Source organism: Stieleria varia (assembly GCF_038443385.1).
GTDB lineage: Bacteria > Planctomycetota > Planctomycetia > Pirellulales > Pirellulaceae > Stieleria > Stieleria varia.
The window spans coordinates 2,839,530-2,865,791 of sequence record NZ_CP151726.1 but is presented as its reverse complement, the minus strand read 5'-3'; the positions used below and the strand labels follow the sequence as shown (position 1 = coordinate 2,865,791).

The window sequence follows — 26,262 nt, the reverse complement described above, 5'->3', positions numbered from 1 at the left end:
CGAGCTACTCTTCTCACACACCCGCTCATTCGCAGCCCGTTTACCCTGCTCCGGTCGTGACCACGCCGACCTTCGCCGCGCCGGTTTACACCCAATCAATCCAGACCGCTCCGCCCGTGGTTCACTCCGCTCCCGTGGTGGTCGCACCTCAGCACGTGATCAACACCCCTGTCGTCAGACCGACGCAAACGACGACACAGCCCGCTCATCAAGCGACCCCGTCGTCATCCGTAATCCCGGTTCCACTGAAGTCATGGATCGGCCAATAAGCGATCACCCCATGAAAAGCGCTGGAGCATAATCGACAAACTCCAACTCTGTCGAAGTCCCGTTGGAGTCCAGGCTTCAGCCGCTCAAACGCAACTTCCCTCCGTCACGTACTCCCCGCCGCTTTCCGAATGTAGCCGCTACACCAACACTCAGTCGCGTGAATGCTAGACAGCGTGGTAGCAACGAACGCCTCATCAACAGCCTTACGGAGGACAGACTACTTTATTGGGACAGCTCGTTGCTCTGTCGTGTCTGGGAGGAATTCGACTACTCCCTCCGGTAATCCATTTAGTGCTCTGTCAACAATGAATCCCGGCAACCGATCCGCGGACGTGGCATTGTTGCAATAGCACGCTGCTGGGTTTGGGCGTCTCGCCCCGGTGCCCCTCAGTCGCAGTCGCCATCTTATTGGGTGGCACCATTTGCACCATTTGCAATTTGCATTACCTGAGGGGTTCATGACGCGCGGCTTTCATGTAAAGTGATCGTTGGTGGGGGAATTTCGCCCACCATTTTCTGAAGCCGCAGATCATGGAATCCATTCGCCGCGATAAGCGATGGGCTTGTAACGTCCTTTGGCAACAAAACCGAATCATAGAGGTCAGCGGCGTCGATGGCTCGTTAGCGGAGTTCAGCGGCTTGAGGATCGTCGTTTATTGGTCGCAATGCCTCTGCCGTTTTCCTCGACTACCAATCCTGGGAATCCGCACGATGTCAACGATGATCTTGAAGTAACGGCGTTGGATGCCTTGGAGATCGTGAACTCGCTTAAAGTCCGCGAAACTCATTCCAGTGCGTTCCATATGGACGTCAACCGTGACAACCGAGTGTCCGCCCTCGATGCGTTGATGGTCCTCAATCAACTGGGGAAGGATCGAGCTGTGGCAACGCTTCGGCTGGTGACTGACACGGGGTCTGGCGCTCAATCCCGTCTTGACCGGGTTACCAGCCAGCCAGCCTTGATGGGACGCATCCGAGGATTAGGCGATTCGCTGCTGACCTTCACCATCGATTCCGATCAACGACAAGACGAATCGCCAGTTTTCGTAACCAATACCGGTTCGTTTCTGCTCACTGAGATTCAGTTAGAAAACGCCCTTGGTCGCCCTTTGGATGATGGGGGCTACAACGTGAAACTGTGGACGAGCCAGCAAGAGTCTCCGCTTCTCTCTTATTCTTTCACGCTGGACCGGACCCTCCCCGTCCTTGCAATCCGAGAGGCGGGGGCAACAAGTGATTCGCGTTTTCGAATTTCCGTGACGGACGCCAACTTTGACTTCGAACACGCAGATCAAATGCTGGAAGTCATTGCGATGGAATCGAGTGGAATCGTGATCGACAGAATTGAGCGTCATCAGCATGACGCGGACGTTTACTTTCGGTCACTCTCTGAGACCTCCTCTTCGTTGGGAAGCCACCCTGTGCGAGTCACGGCTGAGGTGGTGGATCGAGCAGGCAATCGGCTGCAGAGAGACTTCGAAACCACCGTCGCCGTTTTGCCGGATCGATCGAGCCTTCTGATCGCGAACTCAGGCACCCCGCGTCTTGCCGCAGAATTGAGTGCAAATGCCGGTCAGTTGATCGAACTGCCCGCGTTCACCTCCGACGCCTTCGCCTCCTTCACAGTGGTTGACCAGATTGGCACCACGACGCGGCGTGTTGAGCCCGAACGAATTCGTGTCGTGAGTGATTTGTCGAATGATCGAATGGCTACGTACATTGTCCCCATCAACGCCACCACCGGACCGTTGATTCTCGAAGGGCTGGATACACCTTATTGGTTACAAATCGTTCCGACCGTTCAATCGCTTTCAGTCAATCCTGACTATTTCGGGAGCAGTAACTCGTCCTCCGTCACCGTGGTAGGAACTGGCTTGCACGGCAATCCACAGTTGGCCCCAAATGATTCGGATATTGGCAGGCGTCTGGAAGACACTTCTTATGCGATCGCCAATCATGTGATTCCTGCAGACCAGTCTAGCTACACGGTGCGTGATTGGCACGGTCCGTTCGAAGCCGACCGCTGGCGTTATGCGACGCTGGGTGGTTTCAGCGAAGTCTACGAAGCCGGCGATCGATTTGTGGCCACGGCGGAGTTCGGTGCTTCGGTTGAAGCGAATGTGCTTTCGGCAAACCCGGGGCAGGTGATTTCCGTTCACGGCGATCGGCTCGGGTCTTATCCGTTTTTTCAACTGTTCGATTCGCCCGAACTTGACAACCAGATCGCGACCCTAGCCGCAACCAATCCAACGGATGATGACTCCTCGGCGTCGATCGAGCTGCCCGTAGATGTCTCTGGGGATGTTTTCATTCGTCGTCAAGGATCTCGACAAGCGACCAAGATTTCGATCGTCCCTCTGATCTCTCGATTCACCAAAACGCTACCGGTCTCTGATTACGACGACTACTCACTCCACACCTTTGGCGTTCCTGACGAAGGCGGTCAGTATCGTTTTTTTACTCCCGATACCGAGGCAACCCAGCCTTGGTTGGACTTAACACTCCGTGATGGACAAAAGGATTGGTCTTGGCCGGACTGGTCCACCGCAGGGAACGGCCGCGTTCGATTTCAGATCCGCAGCGAAGTGGGCATCAGCGATCCGATGATTCTCTCGGTGATCAACCTTCCGGATCGCTCGACGGATGTGGATCTTACACTCCGGAATCGGCTGGCCGCGGATGCAAATCCCGATCGCGTCTGGGTAGCCAACGGACATCGACTAGAACAATACAGCGTCACCGATGGAAGCTTCATTCAGGATGTGACTCTGCAGGGGATCGAACACGTTGACGATGTGTTGGGCTTTGAGCATTTCATCTACCTTGATTCGACGCTGCATTCTCAGGCCAAGACTTTTAACTCGCCAACCATTGGATTCTTACAAGCATCCTATCACCCGCTTGGCCAACAAGTGTTGTATTTATTCGATGCGTTTAGCGGCCAGAGTCGCTCCTCTCTCACCCTGGAACCAGAAGTCGAGTTATCTTCGATTGCGTATGACCCTTCTGAGAACCTGTTTTACGGAATACAAGAACGCTCTCAAGAGATTGTCGTTTTGTCAGCGGTCGATGGACGATTGCTGAGTCGACGAGCATTCGACTTCGATTTCCGTGGCTACCGAATCTACTTCAATCGCCAGTCCGCGAAAATCCAAGTCATACGCGCAGCCAAGGTTTATGACGTTGATGTGCCACAAAGTACTGTTTCCTATTCGTCAGTGATTGATGGCTCTGCCTCAAACGATGTCGCTGTGCTTGCCGATGGCACTCCGATCGGAATGGCAGTCTCGTTTGAATTTCTACGAACGCTGAGGTTGCCAGATGCGGATACCTTCACCGGCAGTCTTCCTCGGCTAGACTCGGTCATCGCTACCGCAGAAAGGGGAGTTCCGACCGATGCCTCACTCCCCAGTGCGAATGCCGGCCAGAGGATCGTATTGAAAGGCCGTGGCTTTTTGCCATCCACGCGAGTTCGATTTGATGGGTCTCATTGGGTCGCGGGGATCCCACGCTCAGATGGAACCGAGTTCCTTGTCGTGATTCCTCTCGATGCGGAATCAGGTCAGTTTTGGATCACTGATTTCGAAACCAGTGACGGAGCAAGTGTTCAAGGCGAAGTTCAGTTGGTGCCGACCATCGATGGAATTGCCCTGGTTGAGCAGATCTTCTGCTGTTCCCCGTTGGTTGTCGTCAGAAGCAGCGGAGTCACGTCCTCGTACCGGATGTCACGACTGGATTCGACAGGTTTGATCTCTGACGATTCGTTGAAAGTGGATTCAGATGGCGGGACGGACTTGTACCCAATCGCAAAGTGGCTTGGAACGTTTCAGGTACGAGTTGCTACGGTTGACGGATACCATGAACGCTTGATTGACGATCAAGTGCCAACCGTCGGACGCAATGCGGATGTTCGATACTCGTATTTGTACAACCGATTACCAGGGGTCGAATGGTCTACGGAACTCGATGCCGACATTGCAAGCGGCGAAGTGGTTTTGGCGACGCCAGGAGCTGGCCTCGAAATCATTTCCTCCGCTAATCGAAGCAAGATTTTTGAGGGCTCCGTGGTGGAGTTTACGGGGCGATTCAAGACGCTGCCGTACGAGCGGACAGAAACCGTTTCGAGTTCGTCCACAATCGTTACGGTGCCTCCAGACATGGTATCCGGCACCATCAAAGTCGTGGGAGCCTCCCGACCCACGGAGCTGCGTTTCCTGCCGAGCTTGATGGCAATGTACGGTGACCCAAGAAAGCCAGGCAGCACGATTCTTATAGGCGGCAAGGGCCTCGCAGAGCACGCCCGCATCGAAATCGATGGCATTCCCGCCGAAAAACGACTCGTGCAGGGTGATGACCAACAGTATGTGCACGACATCGTCGCGGTAACTGTGCCCGCAGGTGCTCAGGACGGATCGGTGAAGGTGATTTCCGATTTTCCCACAGACGACTCATTGATCGTGTCGCATTCTGCGCTGACGCTTGGCGGCATTCCGGTCCGGCCCCCGGTATTCATCGAGCCGGGGCATTCGCTTGACGATGCCACGCTGGTCGAATTGCCTGAACCTGATGTTGTCCAACAACTGACATGGGTTCACGACGAATCATCGAGTGATCGTTTCCTTGCGGTTGAGGCGAAGGAACAGGAGGGGTTTCTCTTGACGATGCAGGCGCCCGGCTCGTTGGCCGTGACGGTCTATGATGCGTCCGGTCACAGTCTTCGAACCATTCAGGGTACGAAAGTCTTCCGCGCCCCGGCTTCCGGGATCTATCGTTTTCGCGTCGCCGTCGACTCTGACAAATCGGGACCGATCCTGTTTGAGCTTTCCAGGTTGAAGAGCACACTTTATGTGCCCGCCACGGCTCGGAGTTTGTCCTCCGAAAGAACCGACGACCTCGGATTGAACCTACCCGTTATCAATGAAGGCGAAACCCTATTGGTCCAGCCTGAGGCTGAGCATCAGTTCTGTCACGGGGATTCACTAGCGCCGGGCGACGCGGGCGTTGATTGCTCAGAGACGGGCGAAGCGACCATCACAGTCATAGGGGTCGAGAGTCAGCTTTACGGTTGGACGACGCGATCGATCAGCGGCGAGGTTCCCCTGCAATTGCTGATCGCACCTGTGATTGAGTCGGTCCACCTTGGAAACGGACAGTTGACTGTCTATGGAAAGCGATTGTCCGGTGGATCGACTCGCTTAATCATAGACGGCATCGAATACGACGATCTGAACACCGTCGATGGCTCCAAGGGTAGATGGATCCGGCTACCCATTGAGCGGCTTGTGGAACCGCCGCGGGAAAATGTCGTGGTCAAGACACTCACTGCAACTGCAGAAAACTCGACCGGCTCCATCGACGGACTGAGAGGCGAAGGCGTGACTTTTTCGCTCGGCGATGTCGTTTATCCACCGTTACGCGGTTCGCTGTTCCCCGATGGAGAAAACGCGAGCGCACTTTCGAGCATTGTCCGGTACGACGACGGGTCGTTTTCCCATCTGAGAGCCTGGACTGATAATCCGCGGCATGCGCAGTTATGGTTTCTGGGAGATCAATCTCATTCGATCTGGCAACTCGAACCCGCGACACAAGTGACTCGCATATCGCTGGGGAGTCGTTACGGTCTGCACTCGTTATTGATACAGGGGCGGGACCTACTTGGATGGGATCAGATTCGAATCGGCAACGGCCCTGCTCTGCCAATGGATTCCATGCGCGTAGACACGTCAACCAACTCAGGGGTCGACCAAATCACGGTCATCTTCGAAAACCTCGCGGAAATCGCCGGCCCCATCCGGTTGCTCGCTGGCAGTCATGAGCATGTCATCCTTCGCGATTCGGTCGAGGTGACAGGCAACGCGTTCTTCGGTGAAATCCCGGACAACGCATTTCCAAGCGCCAATCCTGGACAATGGCTGTCGTGGAACTTGCTGCCCGACGCCTTGATTACAGAGTCAGAAGTCTTTCTGAACTATGAAACGCATGCCGACGGCGATTGGCAGCAGGTCACTTTGCCAATCACGAATCGACATGTCGTCATTCCTGTCGGAGCGAGAAATGCGTACGTGTTGGCTCCTGCCCAAGAACCGATTCCCATTCAGATAATCGATCCGTTCTTAACGTCTCCCGACTACCTTGGCAGCTATTATGCTCCCGAAAGCTCCGTGGACATGTTTGTCCCTGTTGTGCATGCAGATGCTGACGAAGAAAGCTTCCGCAAAACAGTGGATCGGGGAGACATCGCGATCTCTCACCTCGCAATCGGTCCTCAGAATCAAGTCATGGCGGTCGAGCGACGGAAGTTCGAATTCGACACTTATTGGCTTAGTGGCCCTGAGGAATTGCCGATGCGTGTCGATGGTTTCCCAACAAATGGTCGCTTCGATTTCGTCCGCGTTCCATCCAAGCTCGGACTCCAAGACGTGCCTCCTGGTCAAGTCGTCCATTTAGTGAATGCTCCGTACAAGAGAGTTTGCGTGAGTAGCCCTGGGTTGCATTGGAACCAAGCTAGCTGTGGTCGTGCGTTGCCCGATGAGGTGGATGCTCCCTTGGCGCTGGACCTGCATGGAAATCGGCTCACGCTGCTGACATCCCACGGCGTGGAGGTGCGAGACTCAATCGACGCCACGCTGCTTGCTCGGTTCGATGCGCCGGGATTCACACAGCTTCGTCGGCATCCGTTGACCGGTCATTTTTGGCTTTTGAATGACCAAGGAGTCTTTGTCGAACTGAACCCGGTGTCAGGGGGCATTCTGTCAGAACATCTCAGTCCCATCACAGTCCGTGATTTTGCTTTCGATGACCAGGGCAGGTTCTACGTCGCGATCAGAAATGGATTTGGCGTGATGGATGTGCCATCGTTGCCCGCCAATTCGTCCCTGATGGCGATTCTCAATGTAACGACCGCCCCAGAAAATGGGGCGGTTCCACTACTTCGGAATGATCCCTGGGTTGATTTGAGCGGTGAGCACTTTACGAGTACAACACGTTTTGTCATCCGTTTCGAAACGACCGATGGTGAATTCATCGAAGACGTCCGCACGCCCAGTGCAATCTCGCCGGATCGCGCCCGTGTCCATTTGCCTCACTCAGTTGACCGAGTTAGCGACGAGTTTGGTATTTTGCTGCTCGGCGACGATGCAACATTGAAATTCCGAGTCGCGAGATAAATTACCGCTTTACCGATCCTCAATTGGGACATCATCAATTGTTGCTCCCCCAAACACGGCGTTATCGCTGTGTCCCCAGCAACAAGTCCCCTGCAGCACCTCCATGAGATTCTCAAGCTAATAGTCGATCGTCCACAACAATCCTCTTGCGAACGCTAGGTTCGCATAGGCTTTCAATCCTAAATCAGAGCTGCCGTTCGCGAATCGTGTGAAAGCACTACGTTGCTTGAGTGTCCCCAAGAGCCAGTAAAAATCCTTTTCAATGAGCATCGTACCGCCCTGATCCACCAACAATGCTCCGGACGCATCATCGCTCATAGAATTGACCAGACTGAACGTATCGTCGCTCACCTTTCCCTTCGTCACCAACTCCCCAATGATGAACAAAAGCATGTCTGCCATATCCGGCGTTGTCCCGACGACGCTTCGGACAAAGGCATTCTCATCACGAATGACGAACGGAACGACCCAATAGGGGCGATGGGTATAGAATGGTGGTTTCTGGGACAAAATTCGAACCTCTTCTTGATTCCCAGCAAACGCCGCTAAAACCATCTTTGTGCAGCGGGCTGAGCCGTCAAGATCACTGGAGTTCTTGGGAAGCCTCGACAGAAGGCGATCAAAGTCATTTATCGAGTATCGCGCGAGCAAGTCCGCTGCGTTCTGACCAAGACCTGCTACCGTTGAGTAGTCTGGTTTGTCTTCATTGAGCAATCGCTCAAAATCCTGTAAGAGGTCAGCGTGCAGCCGGCCTGATGGTTGATACATCTGCACGTACCGCGAACCGTCGTCATAGTCTCTCCGTGAGCTGTGACCGGACGTCTCGCCGATCGCTAACTCACCCCGACTGATTCCAGTAACGAACCGCAAGCCGGACTCAACTCGACTGATCTCACTTTCAAGATGTTGAAGAGCTTGCTGGACTTGCTGATCGCTGATTTTCTCTTCGCGAATCTCGGTGTTCTTGCCATCGAATGATTCAACGGTAAACGTCGTCTGTTGGAGTTTTGTTCGAAACGCATTTGACTGGTGAATTGATTTCGCTTCCTTCACCAACTCTGCTGCGAGCTGAATGCGGAGAGCCCCCTCGTAGCTGTCGGGCGAATAGACTTGCCAGGACGCACTAGCGGGTCGTGAACGCAAATCGCCCAGCGGCCAATTGGCGCTTTCGCCCCGAAGCACGGGTGCTTGCCCATCAGCACTCAAATTTCGTCCGGATACGAATTCGTTCGTGCGTTTTCGAACGAAATACACCAGACCGTCGAGGTCGATCGTTCCGCCACTATAAAAACGCGTCTCGGCCTTGCCGCTTAGGTAATCGATGACGTAATTCGTAAACACGCTGTGTTTGAGGTCTTGATGCTCCCAACTGAACTGCTTGCTGCTGCAACTGAATAGGACCGCCATTCCACTGGGAACGCTTTCGCGGTTCTCATGAATACTGCCCAAGTCAATTCGCTTCGCCGACTTGCTCTTTCCGCGATCCGAGAGAACACTTTCACGGCATGCGTCCACCAACAACAACTTTCGACTTGCCCTTGATTGGTTGATGAACTCCATCACTTCGCTGATTCTCAACAAGGTAGACTTGTCACTTAGGTCGGCGTCCTCGGGACAAAAATACGTTTCGCGAACCCCCGACTCCAGTGGCGGCTCGTCGGCGAACTGCACCCCGTGACCGGAGAGACTGATCAATAAGGTGTCACCCGGACCACAGCTAGCAGCGGTCGCCTTCATCACCCGCAGAATCTTCTGTGGAGTCGCCGGGCGGAGCGGTGATGAACTCGCATCACTCGTCATTACTTTTGTGAAAAAACCGATCGCACTGAGCGATTCGCCGAGGTCATGAGCATCCTCATTGGCGTAGTCCAACGCATCGAAGGTGCCTGTGTCATAGGCTTCAACCCCCACCACACAAGCGTACTTGTCTTGGGCTGCGACATGGACAGTGACGAACACCAAGAGTGCGGTTGCAAGAAATCTCATTTCGGATCACCGGCCAGAATGAATCGATTCATACGAGTTAGGGCTGACACAGGGTCATAAAGCAATATTGCGGCCTCGGGTGCTCGGTCCCGAGACAAAATGATACATCACTACCCGAGAACGATCACCCTCTGGAGACCGTGCGATTCGGGCAGGGGCACATTTCACGCTGAATCGGCTAAATTTCGGCGATTGGCTCAGTCACGGTTTTGTCGGCTACCGTCACGAATGCGTTGATGAAGTGTGGGGGTGCGGTTGAGCGAAAAAGTTTTCTTTGTCCTGAAACAGAGCCAAATGTCAATCTACCAGTATCTCGCAAGATTCTTCTCGAACCGATTCTCACCGATCACGGAGCTTTGCAATGGTACTGAAACACACCGCACTGGCGACTTACTCAATCATGTCCCTCCTTTTCGTTGCTTCCTCGGCCTCGGCACAACTCCCGGCCGGTTACGAACGGATGATGAACCCCGATTTGCCTCACACCTTGATCCTGGAAATTCACGACGAATGGACCAGTAACTACAGCGCCGTGCGTTTCAACAACTCCTTCACGCCGGGTTTCCGCGTCATCGATCTGGAGATTCAGGTGTTTGACAAACATCCCAGTACCGAGAAAGGATACGACGCAGGGCATCGGATTGCCGTGGTCGAAGTACCCAACAATGGCATCATGGAATCAACGAACTGGTTGATGGCGTTGGGAGAGACCGAGGAAGGCATGCATGCGCTTTTGGTCCCGGGCAACGATCCTATCACTGGCAGACCGCTCCCCAATCTTCGCCCCACCGACATCGAGCTTTACTACCGCCACAGCCCCTTCAACGAAAACTTCATCGAGCCGACCTTTGCGTTCACCGCCGTGGAAAACTCAGGTGACCACTACGCCATGTGGGACTTCATTCCTCCCACGCCCGTCGCCCCGTTCTTGGATTTACTTGATGCGAAACAGTTGGACATGTGGCGTCCCTACGACATCGAGTTTGCCGTCGACGGCGAAGGCCGCGTGGTCGGGACCGCGTTGCTCAGCAAAGACGAAGCGTCGGGAAATTTGCCGGTCGCCTGCATGTGGGGCTTTTTCCAAGATTGGCAATTAGCGAATTTCAACGATCAAGGCTGGGTGCTGATGGACTTTGAGCACGTGCCACTCGTTGAAAGCCCGTACAACTTTTCCGAATTGCCGCAAACGGATTTCTTTGGCGTCTTCGTCATGCCTCAGTTGATCACAGCGGACGACTTGACCAACGACTTCGTACACAGCCATTTCATCGCGGAGGACGCCGAAAAGTTCGACATCGAAGCCACCCCGACACGCCTGACCGATTTGGAAATAGGATTACCACCTGCGCCCAAAAAGAAACCAAACTCACTCCAGCAGGCAACCCGATACAGTACGCTCTGGCTGAACGGCAACTGAAGTGGATTCGAAGACATCGACGAAAACACCGTGAATGGCGGCATCAATTGGCGTCAATTGGTGCCACCCGTCAATTGGTGCCATCCACAAATACGCTTCACGTCCCGACTCAGATCGCTTCACGAGACTTGCTCCATCGGCATTTTTCCGCCACGCGGCATCCAGCTTGATGTCTGCGAAAAGTTCCAGTTGATAGGACGGCGTGAGCTTCGAAAGGATGCAACGTGGTTGCGATGACGTTAAAATCGCGATCTCACACATCGTTTCGCAAATCAATAGCACCATGAGAAAACGACGTTCGAACCAACGCGTTGCACAACGGCAGAGTGTATTTGAACTACTTGAAGACCGGCGATTATTGGCAGCAGATCCATTTGGAACCAATCAACTCCAAAGCTTGGATGTCAATCGAGATGGCCGAGTTTCTGCGCTCGACGCACTCCTGATCATCAACGCGATTGGCCGTTCCGATGTGGACCGATTTGCGATTCCCGAAGAGAACATAGGCGAGTTCTTGGATGTGAATCGTGACGGACGCGGCAGCGCGTTGGACGCATTGAATATCGTCAACGCTCTGGGGCGAAGAGAGCCGTTGATGGTCGCGACGCTGGCCAAAGATTCTGCACCCGATTCCAGAACAGACTTGGCGTTCGATCTGCGGACCAATGAGTACGCCTTGAACTTGAGCGTGAGCGTGGGGCAACTGGAAGAGCACCATGTTGAGTTACGTGTTGGTGAAAGCGGATCGTTCCTCGACATCACGAATGAATTCTTGGACAACAAGGCAAGTCTCTCTGCCGCAGACATCGATGCGGTATTTGGATCAGCCCTGCCGGATGGCGATCATCCAATCACGGTCCGGATCGTCGATGGTGATTCCGTACAGTTTGTCCTAACGGTCGACCGCAGTGCACCCGTTCCACAACCCGTTGGCGGTCCTCTTTTGCGTGTCGCACCCGATGCGTTGGAGGTCAGTTTTGGCGAGCCGATTGCCGCAACCGATATGGCAAACGGAACGTTCACGTTGACGCAAACCGGCGGCTCGGCCATCGACTTCACGTCGACTGAAACTCTCACCGATGGCTTCAGGTTCGGGTTGGTCGAAAAGCTGCAGGACGCGAGTTTCCAGCTCACGTATTCCGGAGGCGCAACGGATTTGGTCGGAAACATCGCGACGCCGTCGACGCAATCGTTTTCCGTTGCGGACCCCGTGGGGATCGCATCGATATCTCCACGCAACGGAGAGCGACAGGTCAATGTGAAGCGGGAAACGATCATTGAATTTGACGAACCGGTGGACCCAACATCGGTAACGACCGATGCGATCCAGGTCATTGCAGCCGGTGAGGAGATTCCGGGAAATATCCGAGTGAATCGCACCGGGATGAGGGCGACCTATTTCTACGACTCACCGCTACCACCCTCCACCGCTGTCAGCGTTGTGATCAACGGTCAGATGATTCGAGGAATCGATGGATTGGAACTGGATGCCGACGCGGACAATGAACCCGGCGGGGATTCCGATACCAGTTTTCGGACCCTACCGTTAACCCTGATCCCGGGAACCGAGCTTTTCGGCTATGTGAAGGATTCACAGACGCAACAACCGTTGTCGGGAGTGGTGATTTCGTTGGATGCGTACTCCTCGATTTCTGCGACGACTGATGAGAACGGATACTTCGAGCTGGGAGTCGACGACGCAGACGGGGACGGAGTGTCCGACGGTTTACCGGCGCCCGACTTCTTTGCCTTCATCGACGGTTCGTCCGCGGTGGCTCCGGATGGCAGTTCCTACGCCTATTTGGGAAAGCCTTTTGCGAGTGTGCCGGGACAACGTACGCAACTCAATATGGCGGGAGTGCCGTTCGATATTTTCCTGCCTCCGATTCCCAGTGACGCAATGGTCCCGGTCGTTCCCGGCCAAGAAACGTTGGTGAGTTTTGGCAACGATTCGATAGACGATCTTGTTCAAATGATGCCCAACGTGGACCCGCAGTTGTTCCAGCAGATGCAGGTTATCATTCCTCCAGACGCCGCAATCAATGATGCTGGACAACAGGCAACACAAGCGTTTGTGATTCCGGTGGACCCGGACTATTTGCCGGCACCGTTGCCGCCAAGTTTCGAACCGGCGTTGGTCGTCAGCATCCAAGCTCCCGGCACAACCAACTTTGACGTCCCAGTTCCCGTGCAGTTTCCGAATCTGGAAGGCTTGGCACCGGGCGAAAAGGCCTTGCTGTTCAGTTTCAATCACGATGCCGGGCGATTCGAAATCAACGGCACAATGACCGTCAGTGAGGACGGATTGAGCGTGGTCAGTGATCCGGGCGTTGGAATCGAAGCGCCAGGGTGGCACGGCTGGCGGTCGGGAAGCCGGCTCAGCGGCTTCTTGCGTCGACTTTCTGATTTCGCACAAAAGGTCAATGGGTTTCTCGGGGCCATCCAATCGCTATACGAGATCTTTATCAGGTGGGATCCGCTGGGGAGCCTTTCGGCACTCAGTTTTCTCAACAACATATCACTGCGAGCCTCAGACGGTCATTTCAGTCGTGACGATGCGATCGAGACCCTATTCGACATCGGTGAGATTGGCTCCGGCGTGATTGCCGCCACGACCTGCCGCGTTCCGGTCGGACCATCGGGGCTCGCCTGTTTAGGATCGTTGGCGACTTCGACGGCGCTAAAAGTTCGCAATGTGGTCGAAGGTGCTCGCGGAGTGGCCGACGGAACCATCAATGCGATGGAAGGAAATCCTCCGGAATACAGTCCGACGCGGCAAGAAGCGATTCGTCGAAAAGCGGAACAGCTAAAAACCCGCAGCAATCAATTGCAATCGGCCCTACCAGCGATTGAATCGATCGAGCGGCAGCATTCGGCCGCGGTGGAAGCGATCATTGGACCGGAAATTCGGCAGCGGTTCCCGAACAACACGTCACCGCTGGATTTCGAATTTGATGCCAATGGACGGTCCCGTGTGAGGAATGTGGATACGGGGCAGTATCTATTGGATTCCGTCACCGGGGATCCGATCACGATTGACGTCAGACAGTTGCCCACGACTCGATCCGACACCCAGTTCTATTCCGATTTGATTTCTCGATTCTCACCCTATGACTTTCGCCAAGCATCCAGTGCACTTGAATTGCGAGGAGGCTACGAGCAGATCGAACGCGAGATCAACTCGATCGAAAACCGCGTCTCGGACTTGATGCGAGACCTTCGTGACCTTTCCGAACCGATCGAGGATGTGAAGGTTCGAATTTCCGGCCCCGATTTTGATCAGGTGCTCAACACCGGCACGCTGGACGACGTGGTGGTTCCCCCAAACACGCCGCTGGTCATTACGGCGACCGACCGTACGGGAACCCAGTTTGCTAGGTTTGATTTCTTCAGTGGGTCAAATGGTTCCAGGACTCCATTACCAAGCGACATCCTGCTCGCGACGTCCACAGACACGGATTCTGATGGAGACGGTCTGCCCGACGAAGTGGAGACGGTGATCGGGACACACCCCGACAATCGGGACACCGATACCGATGGGGTGAGTGATGCAGCGGAATGGACCCAGGGTCTCGATCCACTGGGAGGCTTATTGTTTCCATCCGGCCCCATCGCCAACCTGAGTGCGCAGGGTGAAGCGGAGGAGGTGGTTGTCGAATCGGTCGCAGGAGTCGCCAGTCAAGCGGCATTTGTCGCGACGGGCAGTCATGGATTAGCGGTCGCTGATGTTTCGCAGTTCGACAATCCCATCCTGCTGGGCGAGATCGACCTGCCAGGAAATTCCATTGATCTGGCTCTTGATCGCCGTCAACAGATTGTTGCCGTCGCGGCACAATCAGGGGGACTTCACCTGGTCGACGTATCACAACTTGATCAGCCCGAATTGATCAACACCGTTGGGGTGCGTTCCGATCAAGTGGCGATCGACGACGGCATCGTTTATACGATCGGCGATCAACGACTGGGCCAATACGCCCTCACGGATGGATCGCAATTGTCTCGCCTGAACTTACAAACAAAGCTTGATGACATCGCTGTCTTTGATGGCACCATTTTTGTGCTGTCGTCTTCCGACTTGATTGCCTTTTCTGCCAACCCGGATGGTTTGATCGAAATAGGGCGGATCGCTGTGGCAGGGTCAGTATCGCCCTTGGAGATCGGTCGCCGATTGCATGTGGATGACGGGATCGCCTACGTCGGTGCTTTCGATGGTTACCGCACCGTGGATATAAGTGATCCATCCAGCCTATCAATCCTTGGCAGTCCAGGCAGCACACAGGAAGCGGTTCACGACATCGCAACCAATGGATCGGGTCTCGTCTTGCCGGTGACGAGTTTCTCCGGCGCGAACACCTTGGCATTGGCGCGTTACGACGGACGGGACCCAGCGGATGTGACTGCGTTTCAGACGCGATTCGAAACGCCAGGCGACTCTCGCGCCACCGCAATCGCCAGCGGGATTGCATACGTCGCCGATGGCGATGCGGGTTTGACGGTGGTCAATTACTTGGCATTCGATTCTGATGGGAACGCTCCGGTCGTCACGGCGAACCTGCAGAACAATGACGTTGATGCGGGGACCGCAGGAATCCAGTTGCAAGAAGGAACATACGTTGATTTTGATATTCAGGTCGTCGATGACGTTCAAGTTCAACAAGTGGAATTGCTATTCGACGGAGAGGTTGTTGCTCGATCCGTCGCCGTCCCGTTTGATTTGCAAGCGCAAGCAGGGGTATTGGCCGATGGAGAAACAGATCGTTTGATCAACCTACAAGTTCGCGCGGTTGACACCGGCGGGAATGAAACCCTCACGAGCCCACTCGAGTTTCAACTGATCGCCGACACGGACGCTCCCTCAGTCACCTTCGTCACGCCTCCGGATTCTTCGGTCCGCCTGGAAGGATACACGACTTTGGTGATCGGTTTCTCCGAGCCCGTGCAGATTGACGCGTTGCCTGCTGACGCGATTCGATTGGTGGCCGCATCGGACTCCAGGACCATTTCACCACAGAGATACTACAATCGCTTGAATGGACGTGAGGTGCTTGCGATCTTTGAGCCACTGGAGATCGACGATTATGAATTGGTGGTCGATCGTGTCTTCCAGGACTTAAGTGGAAACGAACTCATCAGCCCAGTGACTTCAGGATTCTCAATCATTCCCAACACCGATCCTGGAGAATCATTCGTTGACGCATTTGATCTCGGGGAATTGGTCGGCTCTGACTCCATCCATCAAACGATTGGTATCAATGACGAGAACGGTGACCCCGATCCGGTCGACGTGTACCGCTTTACCAGTACGAGTTTTCAAGACTTGGAACTGAGCCTCAACGGTCGAACGGATGCTGCCCGAATCTACCTTGCTCAAGACCGGAACGCCGACGGTTTGTTCGACTTGACCGACATCGAGATGTCGAGGTCGTCAAACGCCGCTGAGGATATCTCTCTATCAACAAGCGTATTCCCCGGGGAATACTTCATTTGGATTGACACACCGTCCAGCCAAGATGCAACTGCATACACGCTCAATTACCGAGTGAGTGAACTGGAGGTCCCGCCCGTGGTGATCCAGAGTGGGGAAACCATTGTGGGTGAGATCTCAGAGTTAGGAGAGGTCGATTTCCTGGAATTCGACGCAGTGGCCGGGGCCACGCTGTTCCTGAACTACGACGACAACAGCTCTCTACTACGAGGCGGTGTGTTTGTTTTCGCACCCGATGGTTCATTGTTGACCAGCCTTGAGGACACTGATTCGGTCAGCTTTACCAATCTGCCTCTGTCGATCAGCGGAACCTACACGATCTTGGTAAGAGACCTTGGCGGTAATGCAACAGGCGGTTACGGATTGACCGCCGTCGTCATTGATGGCAACGTCGATGCCAACAACACTCCATTGATCAGTGGGCAAACACGCGAAGACTCGCTCTCGCTCGGTGATATCGACACCTTCACAATCGACGCTTTGGCCGGCACCAAGCTGTTTTTGAACTACGACGACAATAATTCTTTACTACGAAGCGGTGTGTTCGTTTTCGCGCCCGATGGTTCGTTGTTGACCAGTCTCGAGGACACCGATTCGGTCAGCTTCACCAATCTGCCTCTATCAGTCAGCGGGACCTATACGATCTTGGTAAGAGATCTTGGCGGTGATGCAGTCGGAGACTACAGATTGACCGCCGTGGTCATTGACAACGTCATCGACGACGACAATGTTGCGTTGACCAGCGGACAAACGGTGTTGGAATCACTTTCCCTCGGTGATATTGACACCTTCACAATCGACGCTTTGGCCGGCAACACGCTCTTTTTGAACTACGACGACAACAATTCTCTACTACGTAGCGGTGTGTTCGTTTTCGCGCCCGATGGTTCGTTGTTGACCAGTCTCGAGGACACCGATTCGGTCAGCTTCACCAATCTGCCTCTATCAGTCAGCGGGACCTATACCATCTTGGTAAGAGATCTTGGCGGTGATGCAGTCGGAGACTACGGATTGACCGCCGTCGTCATTGACAACGTCATCGACGACGACAATGTTGCGTTGATCAGCGGACAAACGGTGTTGGAATCACTTTCCCTTGGTGATATTGACACCTTCACAATCGACGCTACGGCCGGCACCACGCTGTTTTTGAACTACGACGACAACAATTCTCTACTACGAAGCGGCGTGTTCGTTTTTGCGCCCGATGGTTCGTTGTTGACCAGTCTCGAGGACACCGATTCGGTCAGCTTCACCAATCTGCCTCTATCAGTCAGCGGGACCTATACCATCTTGGTAAGAGATCTTGGCGGTGATGCAGTCGGAGACTACGGATTGACCGCCGTCGTCATTGACAACGTCATCGACGACGACAATGTTGCGTTGACCAGCGGACAAACGGTGTTGGAATCACTTTCCCTCGGTGATATTGACACCTTCACAATCGACGCTATGGCCGGCACCACGCTGTTTTTGAACTACGACGACAACAATTCTCTACTACGAAGCGGCGTGTTCGTTTTCGCGCCCGATGGCTCGCTGCTGACCAGTCTCGAAGACACCGATTCTGTCAGCTTCACCAATCTGCCTCTATCGATCAGCGGGACCTACACGATTTTGGTGAGGGACTTTGATGGAAATGAGGCGGGCGACTACGGATTGACCGCCGTCGTCATTGACAACGTCTTCGACGACGACAATGTCGTTTTGACCAGCGGACAGTCGATAACAGACTCGCTTTCTCTGGGTGATATCGACACGTTCACGATCAACGCTACGGCTGGCTCCAAGTTGACGTTGAGCTATGCAGAAATCAGTTCTGGACTGGATGCCGGCGTCTTTCTGTATGCCCCGGATGGCTCGCTGTTGCAAAGCGAGGACGGCCAATCGACGATCGCGTTCGCGGACCTGATGCTTTTGGCAGACGGATTATACACACTTGTCGTACGCGACCTGAATGGAGACGCGAGCGGTGACTACATGCTGCAAGTCGACCTGGCGTGAACGCTCGACTCCTGCTGATGAACCATTCTTTTCGGTATCATCCGCAACGAAACGAAGAGGCGTTAGCGTCTTGAACAGTTCATGACCTGTTAAACGGGACCAAGCAACGTTGAGCGAGACGGGAAAACAGCCACGCAAATTCTTTTCAGCAAGCGATTGGCGACCAAGCAGCAATTCGCCAGGGCGTCTAGAAATTGCCCCTTACTCGCAGCCCGGATCAGGTGCCATTTTGGGAAAAGTACACGGCGTTCTTCGCTTTGAAACAACCGGTTTTCTAAAACGAGGTGGCTGTGTCACAACCGACTGAGCAGTCGAGCCAGTGGTTGTCGGCTTGTTCGGGGCGGGCCTTCCATTCGTCGACGGTCCGGCCTTAGCTTTCGGTGCGGACGAAGTACTCGGCGGTGACTTGCTCAGCGATCATACGGTTTTAGTCATGTTAGTCAGGGCGATCGGCGATCAGGCGTCATTGACGCTCCAAGAGGTTTTGAGACGATAAGCGGCCGCGGTCGGTGAGTTGGACCAGTGTGCGCAGAGTGACCAACTCCCTTACACTGCGACGGACAATCACCCTGTGTCGGCCACAATAGACGTTTGCCCCCGTTACAAACTCGGCTCGATTTTTTGTGTGAAAGTTGTCACACCTTCGCGGTAGGTGTGTCCAAGCTTGAGAAACGTTGTCTATCTCGTCATCTTTGGAATGCTGGAGTTGGGGTATGTCAAATCCATTTAGCGAGACCGCACACGACGATGTCTCCGATACCGCTCTCGTCGATCAGGCCAATGATGGTGACCACGCCGCCCTGGAGAAGCTGGTCTTGCGACACCAGGCATGGGTTTACAACATCGCATTGCGGATGGTTTTCCACCCACAAGATGCGGAAGAAGTGGCCCAAGAGGTCCTCGTCAAAGTGATTACCAAGCTGAGTACGTTCAAGGGCGAAAGCAAGTTCCGCACTTGGTTGTACCGCATTGCCGCCAATCATGTCCTGAACATGAAACGCCGCGGCGCGGAGGCCCACGAAATGTCGTTCATCGACTATGGAGCAGCGATCAACAGCATTTTCGATGCCGAGTTGCCTGATCCCATGAGTGTTCCTGTGGCACTACCGATCCTCGTGGAAGAAGCCAAGACTAGCTGCACGATGGGAATGCTACTTTGCTTGGATCGCAAGCAGAGATTGATTTTCACGCTTGGTGAGATCCTCGGCGCTACCGATACCGTCAGTGGCGAGGTGATGGAGATAACAGCTGTCAACTTCCGTCAATCGCTGGCGCGTGCCCGCCGTGATCTGCATCATTTCATGAACAACCAGTGCGGTCTTGTCAACACGGACAATCCGTGCCGCTGCCCCAAGAAGACTCGCGGTTTCATCGACGGTGGGCATGTTGATCCCCACCATTTGATGTTTGTGACGGAACATGTCGACCGGGTGCGAGAGGTTGCCGGCGAAACGATCCGAGACATCGAAGACGTAGTCGAGCGACAACACGTTGACCTCTACCGTGAACACCCTTTCCTGCGGCCAGCGGACGAGATTCAATGGCTTCAGCAACTGTTTCAACGGGAAGACGTGCGAGGAATGCTTCGATTGGACTGAATTATTTGAGGCCGAGTTGTCACAGTCGCTCTTTGGGAGTGTCTCTGAAGTAGAGTCGCCCAAATATTCACGAAGGAGTCCAATGAAGATGCCAAAACGAAAAGAAAAAGTTGCCGTGGTTACGGGGGCATCAAAAGGAATCGGTGCCGGAATCGCAAAGGAACTCGCCGCGGCGGGTACGGCAGTCGTCGTGAATTACGCGTCCGATCAGTCCGGTGCAGAGGCAGTCGTCAACGAGATCATTCAGGCTGGTGGCCAAGCCATCGCAGTTGCCGGCGATGTGTCGCGTTCAACTGATGTGGATCGCCTGTTCTCGCAGGCCACGGCGACTTACGGACGATTGGACATCGTCGTGAACAACGCCGGCGTCTATCGGCCTGGGACAATCGATTCCATCACCGAGGAGGATTTCCACTGGCAGTTTAATACCAATGTTCTTGGTCCCTTAATGGTGGTCCAGAAATCTCTCAAACACTTTGACCCCAATGGCGGAAGCGTTGTCAACATCGGCTCCGGTGCATCGAGCTCGCATCCGGCTGGATACTCAATTTACTCTGCCAGCAAAGCGGCCCTGGATGCGATCACCGGCGTGTTGGCTAAAGAACTGGCGCAGCGAAACATCCGGGTAAATTCTGTCAACCCCGGCGCAACTCTCAGTGAGGGCACGAAGGCGGCAGGCCTATACGGAGTCAATAGTGATATCGAAAAGCAACTCGTTGCCATGACGCCTCTGGGTCGCGTGGGCACACCTGCCGACATCGCCAAGATTGTAACCTTTCTTACCTCCGACGAGGCTGGCTGGTTGACCGGCGAAGTCATCATTGCTTCTGGCGGATTACGTTGATCCTGTTCTTTCACAAACATCAAAAGGAGACATTCATGAAGTCAACTCTATCTACACTTGTCGTGTTAGCCTTTGGCGTCGGAGCCATGGCTGATGATTCCATGCCCAAAGATGCGAAGTCGATAGCCATTGCACAATCAGTTGAAACACTGGCTGGAACGTGGGATATCGTCGCTGTGCAGCCAGCGGGCAGTACGAAAGAAGCTAAACAACTAGTCTTTCGCAAAGACCATTCATACACGGCGCTCGATGCTTCGAGCAATGAGCTTTGGTCAGGAACCTACGACCTCGATCCAACGAAGACGCCGAAAGTCTTCGATCATCGCTCGTACGAATCGCTAAAGACCGGTGGCGATGCTTTGGGTGTCTACGAACTCGACGGCGACAAACTGAGGTTCTGCTGTGTCGTCGGGACCTGGCAGGAGAAGCAGTGGACGGGAAAGCCCCGCCCAACCGAGTTCAAACTTCCAGCAGCGGATGTCGTACTCGAGCTTCGACGGGCACAGACCGGTAAATAGGCTACTCCAAGTAAAATGCACGTGTGTTGATCATCGCGGAAGTCTCTGCCGCTCTTCGATTTGTCCAAAACCGTGCATTAAAGACGGACGATTACCGAATGCACGGTTCTTGGTTGTGAATGCACGTTGGATGTAGCAGCAATGAAGTATCAGAATCGAAAACGGACTGTCCCACCTGTACCTTCTGATTCATGGATTCATATTATCTATAGGATTGTGCCTTGCCGTGTTTGATCGACCAATTCGTCAATCTTTGTCCTTTGATGACCACTCCATTTTTGGACTTCTTATATCTCGATTTCGGTGGGCTTGGCGTTTCTTCTCCTTCCGCTCCCACCTACGCGAGTGGTCGATGAATCCGGCCACCAATCCGACGGCAATACCCATGCCCCCCGCTCCGACAAGCAGAATTGGCATATTGGCATTGTTTCCCAACTGGCTTAGGCCAGAAACAACGATGAACACCATGAAGAGTAAACCTGCAATTACTCCCACGATCACTGAACGATTCATAACGTCTCCCGTCTGAGGTCCGATCTATGAATGTTAGTCGATTTGCCGCTAGCACGTCGGACGTGACCACGCTCTACGCCTCGCACACGGATCCCGCGGCCTCCAAAGCAAACAAGACCTCCAAACGTCAGGAATCGGTCCCGCTGCCACGACACAGAGAGGGAGAACGGTTCATCCGTGGTCCGATACATTTGGAGTGGATGAAACTGACGGCCAAGTGTGGCAACCGATCCGCCGCCGCCAACTTGCGAACCCAATTCACCAAGATCATCAAGCGAGCCGGTTTCGTTGCGTGGCCCAGGTTGTTTCAGAATTTGCGGGCAAGCCGTGAAACGGAGCTGATGGCAGAGCATCCAGCCCAAGACGTGGCCGGATGGTTGGGACACACCGTAGCGGTGGCGATGAAGCACTACGCGATGAGGACGGACGCAGCGTTCCGTAAGGCCTCCGGTGTGGGCATTGATGCAACCACGGACGATGGTGGTTGCATTCCGGGGGTAGCTGGCGCTATTGACGCTGCCTGCCGAAACGAAGAAACCCCCGTTTCGCTCGGCGAAACAGGGGATTTTATAATTCAGGATAGCTTTGGTAATCACTACCTAGTGGGCGATACTGGATTCGAACCAGTGACCTCTGCCGTGTGAAAGCAGCGCTCTAACCAACTGAGCCAATCGCCCGTTTTGTGAGAGGTGACTGTAGTCATTCTCCTCTCGCGGTGCATCAGGATATCGTCAGGTGGCGGACTGAGCAACTGTCTGAGCATCGGTTGCTACGCTCCACTGGTGGCAAATCCTTTTCGGCTACTGAAAGTAGGGGTTTTGCTGTGGTTGACCAGACTTGCGGGGACTGGTTCGTACCTTTTGTATTTTCGGCTGCGAGGGCTGTGACGACCTCACCCGTTCCGCCGTCGGCGCGGGGGCGGGCTTGTTGACGGTGGGGCTTTTTTTCTCTGCAGAGAGTGGATTCGCGATGACTTGGTCGGGTAGGGCGGGCAAGTCGGCTTGCTTGGCTAGCCAGCGGCTGGCGTGCCGGAATCCTTCGTCGGGCAAGTCAAAGTGGCCTCGCGCATTGACTTCGACCAGATTCGCGTTGTCGCCGACCTTTCTTGCAAAGCTCTTGAGTTCACTTTGTCTGACCACGTCGTCTTTGGGCGTATACAGGATCAGCAGCGACGCCGTCAGGCGATCGGCGTTGGAGGCCGGCATGAATCGCTCCACTTCGCCGGCGAGATCGCGGGTCTTGCTGGGGATTTGCCCGATCCCGATGCGTTCCACAAACCCCAGTTGGGTCGACGGAGCGAACGTCACGCAGCCTTTGATCCGCGGCTCATTGGCAGCCAGCAGCAACGCTTGTTTGCCGCCGGAGCTGTGGCCGAGTGTGAAGAGTCGGTCGGAATCAATTTCTGGGAAACGCTCCAACGCGAAATGGATGGCGTTGCGAGCGTTGACCAGTCCTGCGCTGGATCGAATGTACAAGTCGGCGGCGCGTGCCATTTCCTCCGGCGTTGTTTTATCGGTCAAGTCGATCGCGCCGTCGGTCTCGTAACACACGACGGCAAAACCCATCTGCACATAAGGCAGGATGAACGTCTGGTCCGATGGCGAAAGCCGCATGCCGCCAAAGTTCGGTGCGCCGGCCGAGGTGTAAATGAGGCAGGGGTATTTTGAAATTGATGACTCGCTGTCTTGATTCGCCTTCGATGCGCCGCCTGTCGGCAGGAAAACCCAGACTTCATTTTCGTGCCCGATATCACTTGCCGGCACCGGCAGCTCGACCGAGAAACGGGAGATGGTTGTTGAAACCATCATTGCGGCGGGACGCGGCGGATTCTCCGGCGCGACATGCGGCGGGATCGTCAGTGGTTGACTGACGGAGTCTGTGCCTTTGTTTCTCGCGGTGAAGGCGATCCCAAAGAACATTGCGAAAACGACGAGTGCAATGAAGTTTCTCATGCGAGTGGATGTCCGTGTCGAGTGGCGATGCCAGAAAGCAAGTTGGTTCAGTGCGGCGGGAGTGAACGCCTGCTGTCTAAACCTAGCTCGTAGCGGTGGTCAATCGTCGGAAATCCGGTTTTGCGGATTGTGCGTGCCATCACGATGGTGCGGAAAAAAAACGCCGCCGACGTTTTTGTGTCGGCGGCGTATCGGATCGTTGAGGTTGTCCGAGCGGGCTCGGACGTTAGGGTCAGGTGGGAGGTGTGAACTTGGGGGCCGACGGCTCACCAGGCGGCTCATCGTCGTCTTCATCCTTGCTGGGTTTCGGCGACTCGTCGATCGTCAGAGCCCGCTTGGCTTCGTACTCCGCAGCACGAAATTGTTGCTGGACGTCGCTGAGACCTCGGCGAAACTCTCGGTAGCTGCTTCCCAACTTGCGGGCGACTTCGGGCAGATTTCCGCCAAAAAGGACGACCGCAATCACACCAATCACCATCATTTCGAACGGTGAAAGTCCAAGCATGCTAGCCCTTTTCGTTGTCCTTTTCGTCGTCGTCGTCAAGCGACTCGTTCATGCCTCGTTTGAACTCATTGGCACTTTTGCCGAGGTTTCTCATCAGGCTGGGCAGTTTGGCACCGCCGAACAAGAGGAGGGCTAAGAACAAGACGATCAACATCTCGGGCATGCCCGGGAAACCGATCGCGAACGGGTAGTGTGACAGAGTCATTGCTTCGCTCCTAAATAGAGGCTCAAGAAATTGAGAACCCAAACGCTCACTGCCGGCGAAAGCGGGAAGGTCGGTTGGGCGCGAACGAGCCTGCAACCACCTCCAGGACCGATGTGTCGAGGGGGGAAGAGTTCGAGCACGTCAGGTGGTCGAACCCCTGTATTGTATTGACAAAGCCTGGGGAGTCAAAGCGGGGAACGATGGAACGAGTTGCGACGGTCGCTTATCGCAACAAGGGCGTGCTCGGCCAGCTGGATTTGACGGACTGGATTTGCTGGGCACGCTATCCCGAATAATTCATCAGCCGCAGCGCGATAGAGAGCGTCCGGTTGCCGAGTGCAGGCGTGAAAACCGGACGCTATCGCGTGGCGGCTGATTTGCGCAGACTGTAGTGAGCCAGCTTGAATAAACCGGGCTAGTGCCGATCAAGCGGGCCAATTCCTTGGCCCGCCTTGGGTTCCGGAGGTCGATCCGTGACCTGGCCGACGATGTTCTGGACCTGCTTTGGACCTGATGACCGGCTCGAATCCGTGAGCCATGTTCGGCAATCCCTGCCGGGGTCGTCAGGTTGGTTTCCGTACCGTTGGGTTCAAAACTCCGTATCATCCTTCCGTAGAGAACATGCATCGAGACCATCCGTGGCTCGACGCACGTTTTACACATCAAGAAACGGCTGAATCAGGCGACCAGTCGCAGGTCTTGTTCGGCGTGGAGCCGAACACCGTCGACGAATTCTTCAAAGATCCGCATGTCGAGAGCCGAGGCGGCGGCGCATTCGGGATGGAATTGGGTGCCGATCGCGAACCAGTCCATCATTTCGCTCTCGATGGCTTCGATCACACCATCGGGGCAGCGTGCGGTAACGCGGAAACCCGGAGCGACTTCGTCGATCGCCATGTGGTGACGACTGCTGACACGGATTTCGCCATCGCCGAAAACGCGACCGACCAGCGAGTCGCTTTCGACTTCGAGGGTGTGGCGATGGTTGGGGTCATGGGGGTCCATGTGTGGCACGGCGTTGGGCAGGTCTTCCTTGATGTGCAAGAAAAGGTTGCCGCCCTCTTGGATGTTCAGCAATTGCATTCCGCAGCCGATTCCCAGGATCGGCATACGTCGCTCGGCGATCTCGGCGATCAGCAGGCGGTCGCTTGTTTCGCGTTTGGGGTCCATCGGACGAACACTTGGGTGCAGCATGAATCCGTCGTTTCGTGGATCCAGGTCACCGCCGCCGATCATGACGAAACCGTTGACATGATCCAACGCTTGTTTGATCGACTCAGGGTCGTCCATCGGTGGGACGACCAACGGAATGCCTCCTGCGTTGTAGATGGACTGAAAGTAACCGGCGGCCAGATACGCAAATGCTGGAGTGTTGCGTGCAACGGGCTTGTAATCGCAATTGATTCCGATGATCGGTTTGCTCATTCGACAGGTCCTATTCGAAGTCACTGGGCAAGTTCTGTCAGATGCAAAGTCGTACTGCATCTGCCGACAACGTCGCCATGGTCACGCTGAACCCATGAGATCAGTGAAACCGTTCCGCTGGCGAAAACGTAATGAATCCAAGAGGCCAAAAAGCAAGTCCGAGCAGTGGACAGTCTGAGAAGCTTTGGCGCAGAGAGGGCGACCGATCGTCACCGCCATCTCACTGGACACGAGCGAGCAAGCTGCCGCTGGTGCATAGGTCAAAGCATCCGTTGCTGTAACGCTAGGCTGGTTCCCTGACCTGATGACGGTGTCGGTGGAGAAACGCGACGCTGCGAATCCCCGTGAGGTGCGGGAAAATTAGCGACCGCTCC

At 54.7% G+C, this 26,262-nt stretch carries 12 protein-coding genes and 1 tRNA gene; 6 read left to right on the top strand and 7 right to left on the bottom strand.

Features of this window, described 5'->3' with window-relative positions; genetic code table 11:
* Positions 1-935: 935 nt before the first annotated feature.
* Positions 936-7,436: a dockerin type I domain-containing protein gene (locus Pla52nx_RS09585; RefSeq protein ID WP_146519168.1), complete on the top strand. Its 6,501-nt coding sequence runs from the start codon at positions 936-938 to the stop codon at positions 7,434-7,436.
* Positions 7,437-7,553: 117 nt separating this feature from the next.
* Here the strand turns inward: Pla52nx_RS09585 and Pla52nx_RS09580 are convergent, their stop codons facing one another.
* Entirely contained in the window at positions 7,554-9,422 is a 1,869-nt protein-coding gene (locus tag Pla52nx_RS09580) for a caspase family protein (RefSeq protein WP_146519169.1), read from the bottom strand.
* 361 nt (positions 9,423-9,783) lie between these two features.
* On the opposite strand from Pla52nx_RS09580, the gene Pla52nx_RS09575 reads away from it, so the two are divergent.
* From Pla52nx_RS09575 to Pla52nx_RS09555, 5 genes are all read left to right on the top strand, one after another.
* Positions 9,784-10,839: a hypothetical protein gene (locus Pla52nx_RS09575; RefSeq protein WP_146519170.1), complete on the top strand. Its 1,056-nt coding sequence runs from the start codon at positions 9,784-9,786 to the stop codon at positions 10,837-10,839.
* A 283-nt stretch (positions 10,840-11,122) separates the two neighbouring features.
* Positions 11,123-18,328 (top strand): Ig-like domain-containing protein, encoded by a 7,206-nt coding sequence (locus Pla52nx_RS09570; protein WP_342190377.1) that lies wholly within the window; start codon positions 11,123-11,125, stop codon positions 18,326-18,328.
* 713 nt (positions 18,329-19,041) lie between these two features.
* The gene (locus Pla52nx_RS09565) at positions 19,042-19,926 is read left to right on the top strand and encodes an RNA polymerase sigma factor (protein WP_146519172.1); all 885 of its coding nucleotides are present in this window, start codon (positions 19,042-19,044) and stop codon (positions 19,924-19,926) included.
* Positions 19,927-20,014: 88 nt separating this feature from the next.
* A complete protein-coding gene (locus Pla52nx_RS09560; protein WP_146519642.1) occupies positions 20,015-20,770 on the top strand; it encodes an SDR family NAD(P)-dependent oxidoreductase in 756 nt (251 codons plus the stop codon).
* Between the two features lie 35 nt (positions 20,771-20,805).
* Positions 20,806-21,288: a TIGR03067 domain-containing protein gene (locus tag Pla52nx_RS09555; protein ID WP_146519643.1), complete on the top strand. Its 483-nt coding sequence runs from the start codon at positions 20,806-20,808 to the stop codon at positions 21,286-21,288.
* 246 nt (positions 21,289-21,534) lie between these two features.
* On the opposite strand, the gene Pla52nx_RS09550 is transcribed toward Pla52nx_RS09555, so the two are convergent.
* The 6 genes from Pla52nx_RS09550 to Pla52nx_RS09525 all read right to left on the bottom strand — a co-directional run bounded on the left by Pla52nx_RS09550 (position 21,535) and on the right by Pla52nx_RS09525 (position 25,888).
* Complete coding sequence (locus tag Pla52nx_RS09550; RefSeq protein ID WP_146519173.1) at positions 21,535-21,801, bottom strand: hypothetical protein; 267 nt, start codon at positions 21,799-21,801, stop codon at positions 21,535-21,537.
* A 603-nt stretch (positions 21,802-22,404) separates the two neighbouring features.
* A tRNA-Val gene (locus Pla52nx_RS09545) sits at positions 22,405-22,478 on the bottom strand.
* Positions 22,479-22,601: 123 nt separating this feature from the next.
* The gene (locus Pla52nx_RS09540) at positions 22,602-23,753 is read right to left on the bottom strand and encodes an alpha/beta hydrolase family protein (protein ID WP_146519174.1); all 1,152 of its coding nucleotides are present in this window, start codon (positions 23,751-23,753) and stop codon (positions 22,602-22,604) included.
* 232 nt (positions 23,754-23,985) lie between these two features.
* A complete protein-coding gene (locus Pla52nx_RS09535; protein WP_146519175.1) occupies positions 23,986-24,258 on the bottom strand; it encodes a Sec-independent protein translocase subunit TatA/TatB in 273 nt (90 codons plus the stop codon).
* A gap of 1 nt (position 24,259) precedes the next feature.
* The gene (tatA, locus tag Pla52nx_RS09530) at positions 24,260-24,463 is read right to left on the bottom strand and encodes a twin-arginine translocase TatA/TatE family subunit (RefSeq protein ID WP_146519176.1); all 204 of its coding nucleotides are present in this window, start codon (positions 24,461-24,463) and stop codon (positions 24,260-24,262) included.
* 678 nt (positions 24,464-25,141) lie between these two features.
* Positions 25,142-25,888, bottom strand: coding sequence for a gamma-glutamyl-gamma-aminobutyrate hydrolase family protein (locus Pla52nx_RS09525; RefSeq protein WP_146519177.1), 747 nt, complete (start codon positions 25,886-25,888; stop codon positions 25,142-25,144).
* Between the last annotated feature and the right edge of the window lie 374 nt (positions 25,889-26,262).

Bases quoted from the DNA above. Each gene is read 5' to 3' on its own strand.
- Pla52nx_RS09550 (WP_146519173.1), bottom strand. From the start codon at position 21,801: ATGAATCGTTCAGTGATCGTGGGAGTAATTGCAGGTTTACTCTTCATG.
- Pla52nx_RS09535 (WP_146519175.1), bottom strand. From the start codon at position 24,258: ATGCTTGGACTTTCACCGTTCGAAATGATGGTGATTGGTGTGATTGCG.
- Pla52nx_RS09570 (WP_342190377.1), top strand. From the start codon at position 11,123: ATGAGAAAACGACGTTCGAACCAACGCGTTGCACAACGGCAGAGTGTA.
- Pla52nx_RS09525 (WP_146519177.1), bottom strand. From the start codon at position 25,888: ATGAGCAAACCGATCATCGGAATCAATTGCGATTACAAGCCCGTTGCA.
- tatA (WP_146519176.1), bottom strand. From the start codon at position 24,463: ATGACTCTGTCACACTACCCGTTCGCGATCGGTTTCCCGGGCATGCCC.
- Pla52nx_RS09585 (WP_146519168.1), top strand. From the start codon at position 936: ATGCCTCTGCCGTTTTCCTCGACTACCAATCCTGGGAATCCGCACGAT.
- Pla52nx_RS09540 (WP_146519174.1), bottom strand. From the start codon at position 23,753: ATGAGAAACTTCATTGCACTCGTCGTTTTCGCAATGTTCTTTGGGATC.
- Pla52nx_RS09575 (WP_146519170.1), top strand. From the start codon at position 9,784: ATGGTACTGAAACACACCGCACTGGCGACTTACTCAATCATGTCCCTC.
- Pla52nx_RS09560 (WP_146519642.1), top strand. From the start codon at position 20,015: ATGCCAAAACGAAAAGAAAAAGTTGCCGTGGTTACGGGGGCATCAAAA.
- Pla52nx_RS09580 (WP_146519169.1), bottom strand. From the start codon at position 9,422: ATGAGATTTCTTGCAACCGCACTCTTGGTGTTCGTCACTGTCCATGTC.
- Pla52nx_RS09565 (WP_146519172.1), top strand. From the start codon at position 19,042: ATGTCAAATCCATTTAGCGAGACCGCACACGACGATGTCTCCGATACC.
- Pla52nx_RS09555 (WP_146519643.1), top strand. From the start codon at position 20,806: ATGAAGTCAACTCTATCTACACTTGTCGTGTTAGCCTTTGGCGTCGGA.